The 16803-nt window shown below is 64.3% G+C and carries 12 protein-coding genes; 1 reads left to right on the forward strand and 11 read right to left on the reverse strand.

The annotated features are described in order from the left end of the window. Nucleotides 1-518: hypothetical protein (locus tag J2847_RS32725; RefSeq protein ID WP_411800662.1), on the reverse strand; the 518-nt coding region annotated here is incomplete at its 3' end. 397 nt (nt 519-915) lie between these two features. Here J2847_RS32725 and J2847_RS32730 point away from each other — a divergent pair. Then, entirely contained in the window at nt 916-2769 is a 1854-nt protein-coding gene (locus J2847_RS32730) for a tetratricopeptide repeat protein (RefSeq protein ID WP_233474951.1), read from the forward strand. 94 nt (nt 2770-2863) lie between these two features. Here the strand turns inward: J2847_RS32730 and J2847_RS32735 are convergent, their stop codons facing one another. The 10 genes from J2847_RS32735 to J2847_RS32780 form a co-directional block, all read right to left on the reverse strand. Continuing rightward, entirely contained in the window at nt 2864-4222 is a 1359-nt protein-coding gene (locus J2847_RS32735; RefSeq protein ID WP_209782916.1) for an SEL1-like repeat protein, read from the reverse strand. Beyond that, a complete protein-coding gene (locus J2847_RS32740) occupies nt 4219-5619 on the reverse strand; it encodes an HlyD family type I secretion periplasmic adaptor subunit (RefSeq protein WP_209782917.1) in 1401 nt (466 codons plus the stop codon). The genes J2847_RS32735 and J2847_RS32740 overlap by 4 nt, the downstream gene beginning before the upstream one ends. Before the next feature lie 10 nt (nt 5620-5629). Beyond that, on the reverse strand, nt 5630-7705 hold the full coding sequence (locus J2847_RS32745) for a peptidase domain-containing ABC transporter (protein WP_325169535.1): 2076 nt from the start codon (nt 7703-7705) through the stop codon (nt 5630-5632). A 550-nt stretch (nt 7706-8255) separates the two neighbouring features. Further along, entirely contained in the window at nt 8256-10262 is a 2007-nt protein-coding gene (locus J2847_RS32750; protein ID WP_209782919.1) for an O-linked N-acetylglucosamine transferase, SPINDLY family protein, read from the reverse strand. Next, entirely contained in the window at nt 10259-11974 is a 1716-nt protein-coding gene (locus J2847_RS32755) for an O-linked N-acetylglucosamine transferase, SPINDLY family protein (RefSeq protein WP_209782920.1), read from the reverse strand. Before J2847_RS32755 ends, J2847_RS32750 begins: the two co-directional genes overlap by 4 nt. 24 nt (nt 11975-11998) lie before the next feature. Beyond that, complete coding sequence (locus J2847_RS32760) at nt 11999-12589, reverse strand: D-sedoheptulose-7-phosphate isomerase (protein WP_209782921.1); 591 nt, start codon at nt 12587-12589, stop codon at nt 11999-12001. A 254-nt stretch (nt 12590-12843) separates the two neighbouring features. Then, on the reverse strand, nt 12844-13917 hold the full coding sequence (locus tag J2847_RS32765; protein ID WP_209782922.1) for a hypothetical protein: 1074 nt from the start codon (nt 13915-13917) through the stop codon (nt 12844-12846). A gap of 36 nt (nt 13918-13953) precedes the next feature. Further along, nucleotides 13954-14694 (reverse strand): methyltransferase, TIGR04325 family, encoded by a 741-nt coding sequence (locus tag J2847_RS32770; RefSeq protein WP_209782923.1) that lies wholly within the window; start codon nt 14692-14694, stop codon nt 13954-13956. Between the two features lie 93 nt (nt 14695-14787). After that, nucleotides 14788-15696 (reverse strand): NAD-dependent epimerase/dehydratase family protein, encoded by a 909-nt coding sequence (locus J2847_RS32775; RefSeq protein ID WP_209782924.1) that lies wholly within the window; start codon nt 15694-15696, stop codon nt 14788-14790. Further along, nucleotides 15693-16802 (reverse strand): radical SAM/SPASM domain-containing protein, encoded by a 1110-nt coding sequence (locus J2847_RS32780; RefSeq protein WP_209782925.1) that lies wholly within the window; start codon nt 16800-16802, stop codon nt 15693-15695. Before J2847_RS32780 ends, J2847_RS32775 begins: the two co-directional genes overlap by 4 nt. Nucleotide 16803: the final 1 nt, after the last annotated feature.

Consider the following 16803-nt stretch of genomic DNA (forward strand, 5'->3'; position numbering starts at 1 on the left):
GTGGTGTTGCCGCCGGTCAGCGTGACGACGTCGGTGCCCGCGCCACCGGTCAGGGTTTCCAGGGCGCTGACGAGCAGGGTGTTGCCGGCGCTGCCCAACGTGATGATGTCGGTCGAGTTGCCGACGCCAATCAGGGTCTCTAGCGACGAGACGAGCATCGTGCTGCCGCCGGTCACCGAGTAGACGTCGTTGCCGGTGTTGCCGATCAGGGTCTCGATGCTGGAAACCAGGATCGTGGCGCCGACCGTGCTGAAGGTTCCGACGACATCCAGGGTCGCACTACCGGTCAACGTCTCAATCAGGTCGACCAGGATGGTGTTGCCGGAAGTGCCGCCCAGGGTGGCGACGTCAGTGCCGATGGCGTTGCCGATCAGGGTCTCGATACCCGTCACCAGCAGAAGGCTGCCAGAGGTCGAAGTTACCGTGACCGAGTCGTTCGGGCTGGTACCAGTGAGGGTATCACCGGCCAAAAGATCCGCTGAGAGATTTTGACCGCCGGTTACAGAATATATCGACATTTACTTGATCCCCATATCGTTTTACCCCGGAACGGAAGCTTCTTGGACGCTGATCAGCCATCGAGCAGGCAGCATTCGGGCATGGTCTGACCTGATGCAGCGTCCCTTTCCTATCCGAAGAGGTACGCATTGTGCAATCGAATTTGCGGGAGCGATGCTGTGGCATCGGGTCCTGGTCGGTCTCTCCTGGCGCCGGCCCGTTGCTGCACTGCAAAATATTCAGTAACTCTTTGGTAATTAATGATTAAATCGCTATGGATTTTTGGCAACAGGTGCTGGAAATATGCGCTGCGGTGCCGGTCTGCGGCTGTTCCGGCGACGGAATTCACCCCGGATCCTCCTGTGGAAAGCAAAGGATCGGCGGCATCCGGCTTGCCTTTCGGAGAGTTTGCCGAGTATGGAAAGCCACTTTATTAAGGTTCTGAAACAACATATCGGTCCGACGACAGAACCGGCAGCGACGGATACCTTCATGGCAACGATTCAAGAAGCCCTCGCCATCGCCGTGCGCCACCACCAGGACGGGCGCCTGGAGATCGCAACGGGCATCTACGAGCAGATTCTGCAGGTGGCGCCCCGTCATCCCGACGCCTTGCACCTGATGGGGGTCGCGCTGCGGCGCCGGCAGCCGGCCGAGGCGGCCCGACTGATTCGGGAGGCGCTGACGCAGAGTCCGGAGCTGGTCGAGGCGCGCCTCAATCTCGGCAACGTCCTCCAGGATCTCGGGCTCTTCGTCGAGGCCGCCGCCCAGTACCGGCAGGCCGCCGCCCTGCGCCCCGATTCCGATGCGCCGCTGGTCGGGCTGGCCTTTTCCCTCAGGGTGCTCGGCCGTCTCGACGAGGCCGTAACGACGTACCGTGCCGCCATTGCCTTGGGACCCGCCGCGGCGGAAACCCGCAACGGCTTGGCCAACTGCCTTCAGGACCGGAAGCGCTACGCCGAGGCGGCGACCGTCTATGGCACCGCCCTGGCGCTCGATCCCGTCCATCCGTCCGCCGGCAACAATTTGAGCATCGCGCTACGTGAACTCGGCCGCTCCGGCGAGGCGTTACGGTGGCAGAGGCGTTCCGCAGCCCGCGATCCCAGCTTCGCCGCGGCTCACACCAGCCTGGGCATCACCCAGCAAGAACTCGGCCGGTTGGACGAGGCGGCGTCCAGCCACGCCCGCGCGCTCGTCTGCGATCCCGGTTTCACCGCCGGCTACAACAACTTTGGCAACGCGCGGCAGAGCCAGAACCGGCTGGAGGAGGCCGTCGTCCAGTACCGGCGCGCCTTGCGCACCGATCCGGACAGCGCGGACGCCCACCGCAATCTCGGCATCGGACTGCTGCTCGCCGGCCGGTTCGAGGAAGGATGGCGGGAGTATGAGGGACGTCTGCGCTGCAAGGATGTTCCAGTTCTCACCAACCTGCCCAAGCCGCGTTGGAACGGCGAACCGCTGGAGGGCCGCCGGGTCCTGCTGCACAGCGAGCAGGGGCTGGGGGACACCATCCAATTCTGCCGCTACGCTCCGATGATCGCGGCGCGCGGCGGAAAAGCGGTTCTGGGCGTCCAGCCGAATCTTGGGCGTCTGTTGAAACGGCTGCCCGGCGGCATCGAGGTCGTTTCCGGCTCCGCTCCGCTGAACGCGTTCGACCTGCACGTTCCCCTGCTCAGCCTGCCGCTTCTGTTCGGGACCAGCCTCGACACGATCCCGGCGCCGGTGCCTTACTTGTACCCGGAGCCCGAGATGGCGGCATCTTGGGCCGAGAGGCTCGGCCACCACCGTGGACTGCGGGTCGGGCTGGTCTGGGCCGGCTCGCCGGGCCACGGCAACGACCGCAACCGGTCGCTGCGTCTGGAGGCCTTTGCCCCCCTGACCTTCCTGCCCGGCGTTACGCTCTTCTCGATCCAGAAAGGGCCGACCGAGGGGCAGGCCGCCGATCCGCCGGCAGGGATGCGGCTGGTCAACCTGTCGCCTGAAATCGGCGATTTCGCCGATACGGCGGCGATCGCCGCCAACCTGGACGTGATCCTCTGCGTCGACACGTCGGTCGCGCATCTGTGCGGCGCGCTGGGCCGTCCGACCTGGGTGCTGCTGCCCTATGCCCCCGATTGGCGCTGGATGCTCGGTCGCGACGACACGCCCTGGTATCCGACCATGCGGCTTTTCCGGCAGAGCCGGCCCGGTGTCTGGTCGGATGTGTTGGTTCGGGTGGAGAAGGCTCTGCGTGTGCGGGCCGGTATGGCGATGGACGCCATACCGGCATGAAAAAGGGAGGCTTCGCGCGAAGCCCCCCGGTCTCTGGACATCGGATCCCTGGACATCGTCCTGACCGCTTTTCCCGCGGTTCCGTTTGGCGGCCTCAGCGGGGCGTGGCGGACGGCGCGCTCCGGCGCCATTCGTCGATCAGGATCTCGGTCTTCTGGCGCTCCTCGCTCGTCATCTCTTGGAGCAGGGCGTCGACTTTCTCCTGAATCGGGCCGCGCTCCGCGTCGGGGGCCGCCGCCACCGCCAAGCTGTACCACATGCAGGCCTGCGGCGTGTTGACCGGCCCGCCCTGGCCGGTGCCGTAGACCGAGCCGAGGCTGAGCATGGCGCCGACATGGCCTTGGGACGCGGCTTTCCGCAGCCAGTCCACCGCTTCGACGGTTTCCGGCCGCCCCCCGGTGCCCTTGAGCAGCAGCAGGCCCAGGTTGACCTGGGCGCCGATGTTGCCCTGCGTGGCGGCCTTGCGGTACCAGGCCGCCGCCTCGCCGAGATCGGGTTGGCCGGCTAGCCCGCGAGCGTAGATCAGTCCGAGGTTGAACTGGGCGCTGGAATTGCCCTTTTCACCCGACAACCGGCACCATTTCAGGGTCTCGCGGTAATCCTGCGGAACGCCGCGGCCGGACGCATAAAGCAGGCCCAGATGAAGCTGGGCCACCGGATGGTCCTGCTCGGCGGCCTTGCGATACCATTGCGCCGCCTTTTCCGGATCGGGCTGCACGCCCTGTCCGTGCTCCCAGGCCATGCCCAGGCTGAACTGGGCGCTGGAATTGCCCTGTTCGGCCGCCTTCTCGTACCAGGACAGTGCCTCGGCGATGTCCTGAGGAACCCCGTTGCCTTGGGCGTACAGGGTTCCCAGCTTGAACTGCGCCGTGGCGTGGCCCAGATCCCCGGCCTTGCGGAACCAGGGGGCGGCGGCGGTGTAATCCTGCGGCACGCCCTGGCCGAAGGCGTGGAACAGGCCGAGATGGTAGACCGCTTCGGCATGGCCCTGCGCGGCCGCCTTCTCGTACCAGGATAGAGCCTCGTTCATGTCGGGGGCGGCGCCCAGCCCGTGCGGAAAGAGCAGCGCCAGATTGGCTTCGGCGGCCTCGCGGTTGTGCCGTGTGGCGCTGCGCAGCCAGCGGACCGGGGGAGCGTTCTCCTGGAGCGCACCCTCGCCGTTGGCGAGGAACAGCCCCAGAGTGAACTGCGCCTCGACATGGCCGTGCTCGGCCGCCTTGCGAAGCCAATGGGCGGCGTCGCCGAAGTTGCGCGCCACGCCCTCGCCGCGGACGTAGGCTTGGCCGACGCGGAACTGCGCCTCGACGTCGCCCTGCTGGGCCAGCGGCAACCAGTGGCGGAGCGCCGTGGTCGGGTCGCCCGCCTCATGGGCGGCCAAGCCACGCCGGAAGTCCGGCGTCTCGCCGACCATCGCGGTTGCGGGTTTGCGGAACAGACGGGAGATCACGCTCATGGCTCGCGCATGCTTTCGTTGAGACCACGCAGAATCGGCCGCAGGAAGTAGGAGATCACGCGGCGTTCGCCCACCTTGATGTCGGCCTTCAGCGGCATGCCCGGAATCAGGCGGAAATGGGCAGGCACGTTGCGCAACTCGGTCTTGGTCAGCCGCACGCGGGCCCGGTAGAAGGGCTGCGCCCCGGTCTGGACGTTGTTGCGGTCGGTGAAGGCGTCCTCGCTGATCGTCTCCACCACGCCCTCCAGTGCTCCATGGTCGGTGAAGGGGTAGGCGTCGAGCTTGATCTGCACGGTGTCGCCGATCTGGACGAAAGCGAGGTCGCGCGCGTCGATGTTGACCTCGGTGTCGAGCCCGGCGCCCAACGGGAAGAGCTTGAACAGAGCCTCGCCCGGCTGCGCCATCGAACCGACGGAAGTCTTGGGCGACACCTCCAGCACCACCGCTTCCGTCCCGGCCTCCAGCTTGACCAGCTCCTCACGCTTGCGGGCCTTGCTGAGCTGCTCGCGCAGAGAGGACTGCTCGCCGCGCTGCTTGACCAGTTCCTCGATCACCGTCCCCTTCCAGTTCTGGATATAGACGTTCTGGTCGGCGTAGAGCGACTGGAGCTCGTGGCGGCTCGCGGCCAGCTCGTTCTCGTTGTAGACCAGCGTCCGCTCGATATCGATGCGGTCGTTGGTTGCGTACAGCATGTTCAGCTTGCTGCCAGTCTGCGACGCCGCCAGCGAGGACCGCATGCCCTCGATCTCGCGGACGACCTTCAGCCGCTCCGCCAAATGCTGGCGGTCGGTCTCGTTCTTGACGATTGTCGCCTTCACACGCGCGATCTTCTCGGCGTAGCTCTGCAACTGGGCCCGGTATTGTGCCTGGCGCTCCTTCCACAGCCCGAACTGAAGGGCGGTGTTGCCCGCGGTGTCGGCCGCCGGAAGGTAGGGCTGGTCGTTGTATTCCGCCTCCAGCCGGGCGATCTGCGCGTCGACGCTGGCCAGACGGGCCTCGAGCTGGCCGACGTCGGCCTGGGCGAAGGTCGGGTCCAGCGTGGCCAGGACGTTGCCCGGCTTCACCACGTCGCCGGCGCGGACGTTGACCGTCTTGATCATCACCGTGTCGAGCGGCTGCACGAAGATCGCGGCCTCCTGGGACACGATCTTGCCGGGCGCCATCACGATGCGGTCCATCTTGACCACGACCGCCCAGAGGACTGCGAAGATCACCATCAAGGCCAGCAGATGCACCATGATCCGCGCCAGGAACGGATCGGGGGCGGCGTCGATGGCCGCGGTGTCGCGCTGGAACTGGCCGATGACGGCTTCCGGCGAGGCTTTCCTGGAACCCTTGGCAACGTCTTTCGCCGGCACCTTGGCCAACGGGACCGAGCCGATCTGATGGGTCGTCACGGTCGATCTCCTAGAGGTGGCGGTTCTGTTGGTGCCAGAGGTGCTGATAGATTTGGCAGCGGTCAAGGAGTTGGCCGTGCTTGCCAAGATCGACCGCCTTGCCGCGGTCCATGACCAGGATCGCGTCGCAGGGCACTAGGCTGGACAGTCGGTGCGAGATGATGATGACCGTGCGGCCGCGCGCGATGCTCATCAGGTTGGCCTGGACGATGGCCTCGCTCTCGGCGTCCAGCGCGCTGGTTGCCTCGTCGAGGATCAGCACGCGCGGGTCGATCAGCAGGGCGCGCGCGATGGCCAGACGCTGGCGCTGACCGCCGGACAGGTTGGCCGAGCCTTCCTCCAGCTTGGTTTCCAGCCCCTTGGGCAGGCGCTCGATGAACTCGTCGGCGCCGGCCATGCGGACCGCGCGCATCACCTCGTCGGTGGTGGCGCCCGGCTTGGCCGCCGCGATGTTCTCGCGGATGGTGCCGGTGAACAGGAAATTCTCCTGGAGCACCACGCCGATGCTGGATCGCAGATGGTCGATGTCGAACTCGCGCAGGTCGTGGCCATCGACGCGGATCAGCCCTTCCTCGGCGAAATGCAGCCCTTGGAGCAGGCGGGTGACCGTGGTCTTCCCCGAGCCGCTACGGCCCATGATGCCGAAGATGGAGCCTTCCGGAATGGTGAAGGACACGCCGTCCAGCGCCGGCGAGGAGGTCGGGCTGTAGCGGAAGCGGATGTCCTGGAACTCGACCTTGCCGCGCAGCGGCACGCGCAGACCACGCCCGGCCCGGCCCTGCTCGCTCGGGTGGTTCATGATGCTGGCCAGCATCTTCACCGACAGCGACACTTCCTGGAACTGCTGGATCAGCTGGGCGAACTGGAGCAGCGGCTGCACGACGCGTCCGGCCAGCATGTAGAAGGCGATCAACGCGCCCATCTGCATCTCGCCCTGGAGGGCCAGATAGCTGCCGAGGCCGAGGAGGGAGGCCATCATCAACTTCTCCAGTGGGCCGGAGACCGTCTGACTGATGACCATGACCTTCGCCACGTTGAAGCGCAGCTCGGCCGAGCGCGCCACCCGGTGGTCCCATTCCAGCTTCTGCCGGGCGTCCAGGGCCAGGGACTTGACCGTCCGCATGCCGTGGATGTTCTCGATCAGGAAGGATTGCTGGCTGATCTCGGCGTCGTAGAGCGCCTTCAGCCGGTGGCGGAGCAGCGGGATGACGATGCCGATGTTCAGCGCCATCAGCAGGGTGAAGCCCAGGACCAGCATCGCCAGCGGGACGCTGTAGGCCATCATGACCGGTAGGAAGATGACCAGCGACACCGTGTCCAGCAGCGACATGAAGAGCTGGCCGGTCAGGAAGTTGCGGATGCGCTCCGCCTGCGACATGTTCTTGATGATTTCGCCCGATGGACGGCGCTCGAAGAAGTCCATCGGCAGGCTGACGACCTTGTTGAAGACCTGCACGTTCATGCGTGTGTCGATCTTCCGGCTGGCGTGCATCACCAGATACTGGCGCAGGTACGAGAAACAGGTCTCAAAGACGATGACGCCGACCATGCCGACCATCAGGGCGTAGAGGGTGCCCAGGCTCTGGTGGACCAGGACGCGGTCAATGACCAGCTGGAAGAAGATCGGAACGGCCAAGCCCATCATGGTGAGCAGCAGGGCGGCGATGCCGATGTCGCGGAAGATGCGCTTCTGCCGGAAGATCTCGCCCAGGAACCAGCGCAGGCCGAAGGCCTGCTCGCCGTCGTTCAGGGCATATTGCCGCTTCAGCAGGAAGGCCTCGCCGCCCCACGCGCCGGTGAGACGTTGGCGGTCCAGCGGCAGCATGATGTCCTGGTCGGCCAGGGGATCCTGGACGATGGCGACCGGAACCTCGCCCTGCTTGCCCACGCCAACGACGACCAGCATGTTGCCGTTGCGCAGGCGCACCATGACCGGAAAGGCGTCGCCGAGGGATTCCAGGTGATCCCAGTCGAGGGTCGCCGCCGAGAACTTCAGACCAAGCTGCTTGGCCATCCGCTCCATCATCGGCTCGCCGATCTCCTCGTTGCCGATGACGAAATCGTGCTGGAGCCGTTCGGCCGACACGTCGATGCCCCGCTGACGGGCGATGCTGGCAAAACAGCGCAACGCCGTATGCGCGCAGGGAGCTTCTGAAATCAAAGTCATAGGTCGCCTTAGCAGCGAAAGCCGAAGCCGCGTTCGAACAAGTTCAGGGACCAAACGATCATGGGCCGACTCGCCGTGCGGACGGCGGCCACACTATGCAATGAGGCCTCGGCGTTCAACTCCTAAGCTGGTCGGGCCGGGCCATCCCTCAAAATGATGCAGGCGAATTCCGTCGGCGAATAGCGTCCTCTGGTCGTGCGGAAAAGGCAATGGGACTTGCCATGCATCCGTCTGAACTTGAAAGGCTTGGTTTCGTGGACGGTGAGGTTTCTACCGACCTTCCTGCGAATGTTGCCGGCTACCTTGTTCAGTCACAGCGTTGTGGAGGACGACTGCGGGCTCCCATCCCGGCGGAGGTCGGGAACGAAGGCTGGCCTCCGCAGCGGAACCGGCGAGGTTTGACTTGGACGGAGGGGACGATCTTCCGGTTTCTCTGCCGCATGCCGGGTCCGCACGGCTGAAGCCCGGTTTAGGACACAGCCGAAGATTGCAAAGCGAAGCTGCGCGGCTCCTGTCCCGCCTCGTGCAACCGCCACATGGTCTCGTAGGCCAATTCGACGTGACGGGTGAAGCGTCCGCTGTCGAAGAGCGGCGACTGCCAGCGGGCGTCCTCCAGATGGCGCCGCAGCCTGGCCAGACGCAGGACGTCCCCGGCCAGATCCGCCGCGAGGGCCTCGTACCCCTCGAGCGTCGCGGCGGCGAGACCGGGCAGGCCGGCGGCTCCCAGCAGGCTGGCGGCGACCCGCGAGGCGAAGGTCTCGCCCAGGCAGGTCACCACCGGGCAGCCGATCCACAGGGCGTCGCTGGTCGTGGTGTGGCCGTTGTAGGGCAGCGTGTCGAGGCACAGGTCGGCAACACGGTAACGGGCCAGGTGTTCGGCCAGCGGTGCCTTGGCGGCGAAGACCAGCCGGTTGGGGGCGACACCGTGCGCGGCGGCCTCGCGCCGCAGATTGCCGATCGCTGCCGGCACGCCGCCGTACAACCACAGCACGCTGCCCGGCACCCGCTTTAGAAGCCGCATCCACAGGCCGAACAGGGCCGGCGTGATCTTGTAGGGGGCGTTGAAGGAGCAGAAGACGAAGCTGTCCTCGGGCAGGCCGCATTCGGCCCGGCTTGGCGTGCGGTCCGGCAAGGGGCGCCGCCGGTCGTTGACCTGGTAGCTGTCCGGCAGCAGCACCAGCCGTTCCGAGTAATGCTCCTGGTGCTCGGGCGGCGTCACCAACGGATCGCCCAGGATATAGTCCATGTGCGGGCAGCCGCTGGTCCCCGGGTAACCGAGATAGGCGACCTGCACCGGGGCCAGACGGCGCGCGAGCAGGTCGAAACGGGCCTGCTTGGTGTAGCCCTTGAGGTCGACCAGGATGTCCACGCCATCCTCCGCCATGCGGCGGGCCACGGTCTCGGCCCCGGCGGCCTGGACGTCGCAGAATTGGGTGAAGGCCGCCTCCAGCCGCCGCCGCATCGGGCTGCCGTCGTTCGTGCCGTAGGAATAGGCCAGTGGGGTGACGCGGTCGCGATCGTGCCGTTCGAACAGCTCGGCTGCCAGATAGGCGGTGGCATGCTCATGGAAATCGGCCGAGAGGTAGGCGACGCGCAACGGGCGGTCGCCGCGCGGGGCGGCCGGCACGGGGCGGGCCGGCGCGCGCGCCAGGGGCGATACCATCCGGTCGTAGAAGAAGCCGGCGGCGCGACGCTGCTGGGCGGCGGTGGTGCCGATGGCGAGGATTCCCAGCGGAATGGCGATTCCGGTGGCGTGGTCGATGGTGTCGAGTACGGTCCGGCACAACGCCTCATAGCCGGTCCAATCGCACAGGGCCTGCTTCAGCAGAAACTGGTAGCCCTGGATCGTGCTGCTGCCGGGGTCGAGCCGCCGCGCCCGGCCGTAGGCGGTGGCCGCCGGCAGGAATTCCGACTGCTCACGCAATCCGTGGGCCAATTGCAGATAGGTTTCGGCTGCGGCGGGATCGCAGATCACGGCCTTGCGCAGGATGGCGACGGAGCGGGAAACCTCCGAGTTCTCGCGCGCCGTGAGCCCGAGACTGGTCCGGGGCGCCGCGTCCTGAGGATTCAGGACGACGGCGCGGCTGAAATCCCGGCAGGCGAGGGGCCGCCGGCCGCCGGCCCGGTGCAGGGCGCCAAGGTTGCAGTAGGCCTGCGGATGGTCGGGGGCGATGGCGACCGCACGCTTCAGGGCTTCATGGGCGCGGTCCAGACGATGATGCCGCTCCAACGCGGTGGCGAGGTTCCACCACGCGGCCATCCGCAACGGAGTCAAGGCGATGGAGCGGCGGTAGAGCGCGATCGCCGCCTCCGGCATCCCCTGCGCGGTCCGGATGGTGGCAAGGAACTCCAGGAAGCCGGAATGATCGGGCCGGTCCTCGAGGACCGCCCGGCAGATTTGGCCAGCCTCCTCGAAACGGCCCTGCTCGTAGCAGAGCACGGCATGGCCGGCCGCATCCTGCAGGGTGATGGTCATGGCTGGTCCGGGCCTCCGCCGTCCTGCCCGGCGCACCAGTCCCGCCAGCCCTGCCGGTAGGCGGTCTCCAGGGCACGCACGAAGCGGGCCTCGTCGCACAGGGGCGAGCCGCGCAGCCGGTCCCGCATGCCGGTGCGCAACCACATCAGGCGGTTGAGGTCCTGCGCCAGCGACACGGCGGTCTCGACATAGCGTTCGGGCGTCGCCGCGACCAGTTCGGACAGGCCGACGGCGCTCAGAAGGGTGGCTCCCACCCGCGCGGCGTGGCGCTCGCCCAGCAGGGTCACCATCGGAGCGCCCATCCACAGAGCATCGCAGGTGGTGATCGTCCCGTTGTAGGGCGTCGGGTCGAGCGCGATGTCGATCCGGTTGTAGAGGCTGAGATGCCCGGCCGGTTCTTTCACCCAGCCCAGCAGGATCAGCCGGGCCGGATCAACGCCGGCGCGACGGAAGCGGTCACGCATAGCCTCAGCGGTGCCTGGATTGTCCAGGCACCGGTCCTTCAGCAGCAGCCGGGCGCCCGGCACCCGGCGCAGGATCGCGGCCCACAGGCGAACGGTGCTGTCGGACAGTTTGGCCAGCTTGTTGAAGGACCCGAAGGTCACGGCCCCGGCCGCCCCGGCTGGAAGCGGAACCACGGCGGGCGCGTCGGCCGGCGGGCGGAAACACAGGAAGGGGGCCGGCAGCCGAAGCAGCCGTTCCGACGCATGCCCCTCGGCGACGCCGGGCGGATCGGTGATCCCGTCCACCAGCCGGTAGTCCATCGATCGCATGCCGGTCGTGTTGGGGTATCCCAGCCACGTCATCTGCACCGGCGCCGGGCGGCGGGCCAGGGCGGGCAGGCGGTTCAGGCCGGAATGCCCGGCGAGATCCACCAGGATGTCAATCCCGTCGGCGCGGATCCGGGCGGCAAGTGCCTCGTCCCCAAGGGAATCCACGGTGCGCCAGCCATCGGACTTTTCCTTGAAGGAGGCCGTCAGGCGATCGGCGGCCTTCTCGGGCAGGATTGAATAGCTGTGGATCTCGAAAGCGGAGCGGTCATGGCCATCGAACAGAGGGGCCAGGAAATAGCCGCCCAGATGCGCGCGGAATTCCACCGAAAGATAACCGATCCGCAGCTTGCGGTCCGGGTCGGGCGGGTTCGCGTGCGGCGGCGGATCGGGCTGGTCGAGCCGGCCATGGAGCGCGTCGAACCGGCGATGGTCATCGAGAAGCTGTTCGCCCGGACGATCAAGATAGTTCAGGCACAGCAGAAGCTGGCTGACCAGCCGGGGATCGCCCGGCAGCGCGTCGGCGGCCTGCCGGAAACGCTCGGCGGCTTCCGGCACCGCTCCCTGTTCCTGAAGCAAAATCCCCAAATTGAAGGTCAGCGCCCCCTGCCCCGGCTCCAGGCTCAAGGCGCGGCTCCAATGGAGGACGGCCTTGTCCGGGCGAGTCCCGGCGTTGTGCAGGTTGCCCAACCCGATCAAAGGTCTCGCGTATCCCGGCTTGACCGTGATCGCGGCATGGAACGCGGCGGCAGCCTCGTCCTTCTGCCCAAGATCGGCGAGGGCAAAGGCGAGGTTGTTCCAGATCTCGGGCACGAACGGCGTGGTGGCCAGCAGGCTGCGGTAGAGCGCCACGGCTTCCGGCAGGCGGCCAGCCATGTGGGCCTCCATGGCGCGCGGGAGCAGGGCCTCTCCGGTCGGTGGAGCGTCGGCTGTGGTCGTCATGGAGGGGGAGCCCGGCCTGCTGCGTCAGCCCGCGAGTTGCGTTTCGACGCGCTCGCAGAGATGGTGGTAGAGGCAGATGTGCGCCTGCTGGATCAGCGGGGTGGAGCGCGATGGCACGTCGAGCAGGATGTCGCTGAGCGCGGCCAGCCGGCCCCCGCCCTCGCCGGTCAGGGCGATGGTGGTCATGCCGATCGCGCGGGCCCGCTCGAAGGCGGCGACCACGTTCCTGGAATTGCCGCTGGTGCTGATGCCGAGCAGCACGCCGCCCGTCTCGCCGTAGGCCTCGACCTGCCGGGAGAAGACGGTGTCGTAGGAATAGTCGTTGGCCCAGGCGGTCAGCACGGCCGCGTTGGAGCTGAGGCATATGGCCTTCAACCCGCGCCGCTCCTTCAGGAAGCGGCCGACCAGTTCGCCGGTGATGTGCTGGGCGTCGGAGGCCGAACCGCCGTTGCCGCAGACGAGCAGCGCGCGGTTCTCCCCCAGGGCCGTGGCGACGGCGGCAATGGCCGCGTCAAGCCGCCCCGTCCCCAGGGTCTCGGCGGTGTTCCGCAGGACGTCGATGCTGGAGCCGACATAGTCGGAAAAGCTTTGATTGACTGACGTTGCTTGGCTCATCGTTCACGGCATCCATAAAAGCCGGAAGGCGGCCGCTCCGGCACCGCCATTCCTAACGGACAGGCAGAACCTGTCAACCGACAAGCGCTTTCCGGAGCTTCCAGTCACCTGGGGACGCGGCGCTTTCCAGAAGGGGCGATGATTTTATGGAGGTCCTGCCGTTCCAGGCCTTCCATGGCCTGCCGCTTCGCTTGCATCGGACAACCACCCTATCGTGAACGCGCAACGTCCCCTGCGGCCGGACCGGGAGAACCCTACAGGGCGATGCGGATGTCCGGATTGCCGTAGTCGACCGTCATCCCCACTCCATCAGGATAGGCCTGCATCACCACGGCAAGCCGTCCGTCTGCAATCTTTTCCACAGATTGCAGGATCGTATGGATCCTGCGCTCATTGGTGTGGTTCTCCATGGCATAGGCATGGCGCTTCAGGACGCCTTCGCGCCCCTCCTCGTCGAAGACCTGCACAGCCTGGCGCGCGATGGACTTGAGTTCCTCTATGCCCGCGGACGGACTGAACTTGAATATACCAAGCTCGTTCCGAAGAGATGGTGGGAACACCATGTCAAGATCTTGAATCTCATCCGACACAAGAACAGTCTGTCCGGCACAAAGTCCCATAGCGATTCGCGGGGAAAGATCGCCATTGATCGGGACAGCGATTGAAGTTTTGTACGACAACCATTGATTCAGGATGTCTTCACGAGACATCTTGAAATATTCGGTATCTTGTTTTTCGCGAGAGTTCAGCTTGATGTCGAAAATATCGGCATGTTGGGAAAGACCGGACAAAAAATTTGTCCTTTTGGCAAAGCCATAGCTCATGTATCCACCGAACACGCGGGTCTGCCGCGGTGAACCCAGGGTCTGCCTCAGACGGGTTGCCATTTCGGCGGTTTCGTAGAGCATTTGCCATGGCACGGTCGGTCCACGCACGCTGCGGGCGTTGAGCAGGTAATTGGAACAGCCCGAATGTGCGGGAATCACAAAGTCCGCCTCGATTACCGATCTCAGATTGGCTATTTCTCCGAGGTGATTGTCCCGGCACCATATGATGCGAGTTCCAGAGAAGCCGGATTTGTCTATCAGATGCCAAAGGTAACTGTTATCCAATCCGTGATTGTTTAATATCAGGATATTGGAGATCGTTAGATCTTCGGTGATTTCGTATTTTTCGTCTAGATCTCTTAGGATTTGAGGATTTTTTATACCGTAGAAAGAAATCTTATCGAGAGAATCGCCGCTGATCAATGAAAAATACGTTTTCTCTCCTGCGAAGGCCTTGCGGGCAGCTTCAATAATTTCCGGAAATCTTTTGTATACACTCACTTTAGAAATCCTTTTCCTTGATGATTTTTTCAATGATCATGATTTTTTGCGAAGCAATATTCCTATGCTGGCAGCAGTCAACCCATTGGGAAGGGCATGGGTGCCGTCGAATGGGCAGTCCCAGAACGTCACGACATCATGGCTTTCCAATATTTTATCCATCCAGATATTGAGTGCACAAACGCGAACAGGTATTTGCCAGTTGTATGGATGGCCAACATTCTGGATGTGATATTGGTCGTCAGTGTATGACGTATTGTTTGGAATCAGGATTGGGAGGCGATTTATGCACCATATGGAATGATCGATTTTTGATATTTTATCTATTACTTCCCATGGATCATCGACATACTGCAAGGAGCCATTCGAAAGTATCACATGGTATCTTGAAGACGCTTCATGAATGGATTCAAGAAAGCGGAGGGCACCATGCTCGCAGTTACGCTTTCCAGCCCTGGCCAGTTCCAGCAGCTCAACTACATCCCACGCTTCGACACGGATATCACGATAAACCGCAGAAAAAATATCATAGTGGGTTCCTTTCCCACCGCCAAAATCCATAACCCTGAGAGGATCTTTCTCAGAGGGACAGGAGGCCATGACAGACATCAACATCTGTGTCTCGCATTCTCCTATCTTGAAGCTATTGGGCTTGGCGATGTTTGTCCTTGAAGAAAAACTATTGACTGCGTCTGCTCGCATCTTTTCACGCAAGCTGGGATCGCAGTGATCCGCTGCATCACTGATGCTTTTGTACAGACCGCTGTAACGATTCATCGTCCCATGCCCTATGAAATTGCAAGCAGCTGAAGCGCTAACGGCTTTGAGAGAAGGGTGACGGCACACCCGTTCAGCACAGAAGAGGTTTGCTCACCTCATTGGCCCTTTGTCGGCATGATCCAGCATCAGGCGCAAGCCGACTGGCAAATCGGTCATCGCTTGCCAGCCGAAGGCTTGACGGAAACGACTGGCGTCGCACACGCAATCGGGTATCTCATTCAGCCGTGCCGTGTCGGCGCAAACGATGCGGCGCGGACCGACCAGCGACACGACGGCGTCGACGATCTCGGCAACGCTGTGGCTGACGCCGCTTCCGAGGTTGTAGACGGCCGGGCCACGCCCCGAAACGTCGATGGGAGCTGAGATTACCCGCAACAGCGCGTCCACCAGATCGCCGATCCACAGATAGTCGCGTCGGGGTGTCAGGTCGTTGACGCGAATGACCGGTTCGTTCCGCGCTTGGGCGAGGATGTGCGGAATCACTTGGCCTGTCCCCTGGCCGGGACCGAAAATATTGAACGGCCGCAGAATGGTCACCGGGACCCCGAAATCCTGTGCATAGGCACGGCACAGCAACTCGCTGTGATGCTTACTGTGGGCGTAGGGGTTGCGGCAGTCCACCGGATGGGTTTCGTCGATCGGCAGCCTCTGGGGAACGCCGTACATATAGCTGCTCATCAGCACGAACCCGGCGCCGCAGGCGCGGGCGTGTTCCAGCGCCGCCAAGGTGGTCAGCGTGTTCGTCCGATGGTACGCCGCAGGCCGATCCCAGCTTTCCGGTACGCCTGAGCGGCCGGCCAAATGAATGAGGATGCGGCAATCCGGAAGGCGCGTGCCAATGGCGGCGTCTTCCAGATCGAAACCGTTGGCACGCGATGCCCCGATCCACCCGATTCCGGCGGCGTCGAGCCCCATCCCCAGCGCCCGCCCGACGAAACCGCTGGCACCGGTCACCAGCACGGGTTTGGATGCTTCCCCCCCACCCTTCACCAGCGTCATACCGTGATCGCGGGGCGCTTCCAGCGCTCCGGGGTGTCGAGATCCGACACGCGGGTCTTTCCATCCACATATTTCGGGGCGATCACCGAACGTCCCCCCACCTGCACCGCATCTTCGTAGGTCTGCAAGGGCAAATAGCATTGGGCACAGGGAACAAGCTTGCCACAGGCGCGATGGCTCGCGTGCAGTTCGCGGATCCGGGTCATCTCGGGGCCGTGCCAAACCTCGTGAATGGTCTGGACGTTGGCGTTGCCGATGTCGACCTCCTGCCGCTCGTCGTTCGAGCACATCATGTAGCGGCCGTCGGCGCCCACCACCAGCCGCTGGTAGACCTGCGGACAGCTGAAATCAGGAACCCGAGGCAAGTTGCTGGTGTCGTCGGTGTAGCCTATCAGGGGGTTGGCGCTGACCAGATCGACGATGGGCGCAAAGATATCGTAATAGGCCTGGGGATCCGCTTCGATGGCCGGCAGAACGGTCTGGACTTTCACCACCGGCTTGACTTGGCCGGCCTCTTCCTTGATCCGCTTGAAATTCCCCAACTTTTCGACCATGCGGTCGAATTTGAGCGGCCGACGGATCTCGTCATAGACCTTTCCGATGCCGTCGATGGAGACCGTCAGCCAGTCGAGGCCGGCTTCCATGATCTCGGTGAACATCGCCTCGTCCAGCCGGCCGCCGTTGGTCAGCGTCGAAACCTCCTTGATGCCTTTGGATTTGGCATAACGGATGCAGTCGACGATGCGAGGATGCAGGAAGGCTTCGCCGCGCAGGCTGAGCCGGATCGAGTAGACCCCGCCAGCCGCGCATTCGTCCACCAGTCGGGTGAACAGGTCGTAGTCCATCAGCTTGGCGTTCACCCGCCGCCGGAAGTCCGCAGTGATGGTGTAGCACATCGGACAGCGGAGATTGCAGAGCGAAGCAAGCTCCAGATCGACGTGCAGCGGATAGTCGGCCAGATGCCGCGTCCGGGGAAACTCCGTCCATTGCCGACGGTTTTCCCGGTAGGCCTCCTCGCATCCCGCGCCGCGGTGACGTTCGAATGCGGCTTCCCGTTCCGGTGTTTCCAGGGTGAACTGGCCCTTGTTGATCGGAATGTACGACATT

This window comes from Azospirillum agricola (genome assembly GCF_017876095.1).
Lineage (GTDB): Bacteria > Pseudomonadota > Alphaproteobacteria > Azospirillales > Azospirillaceae > Azospirillum > Azospirillum agricola.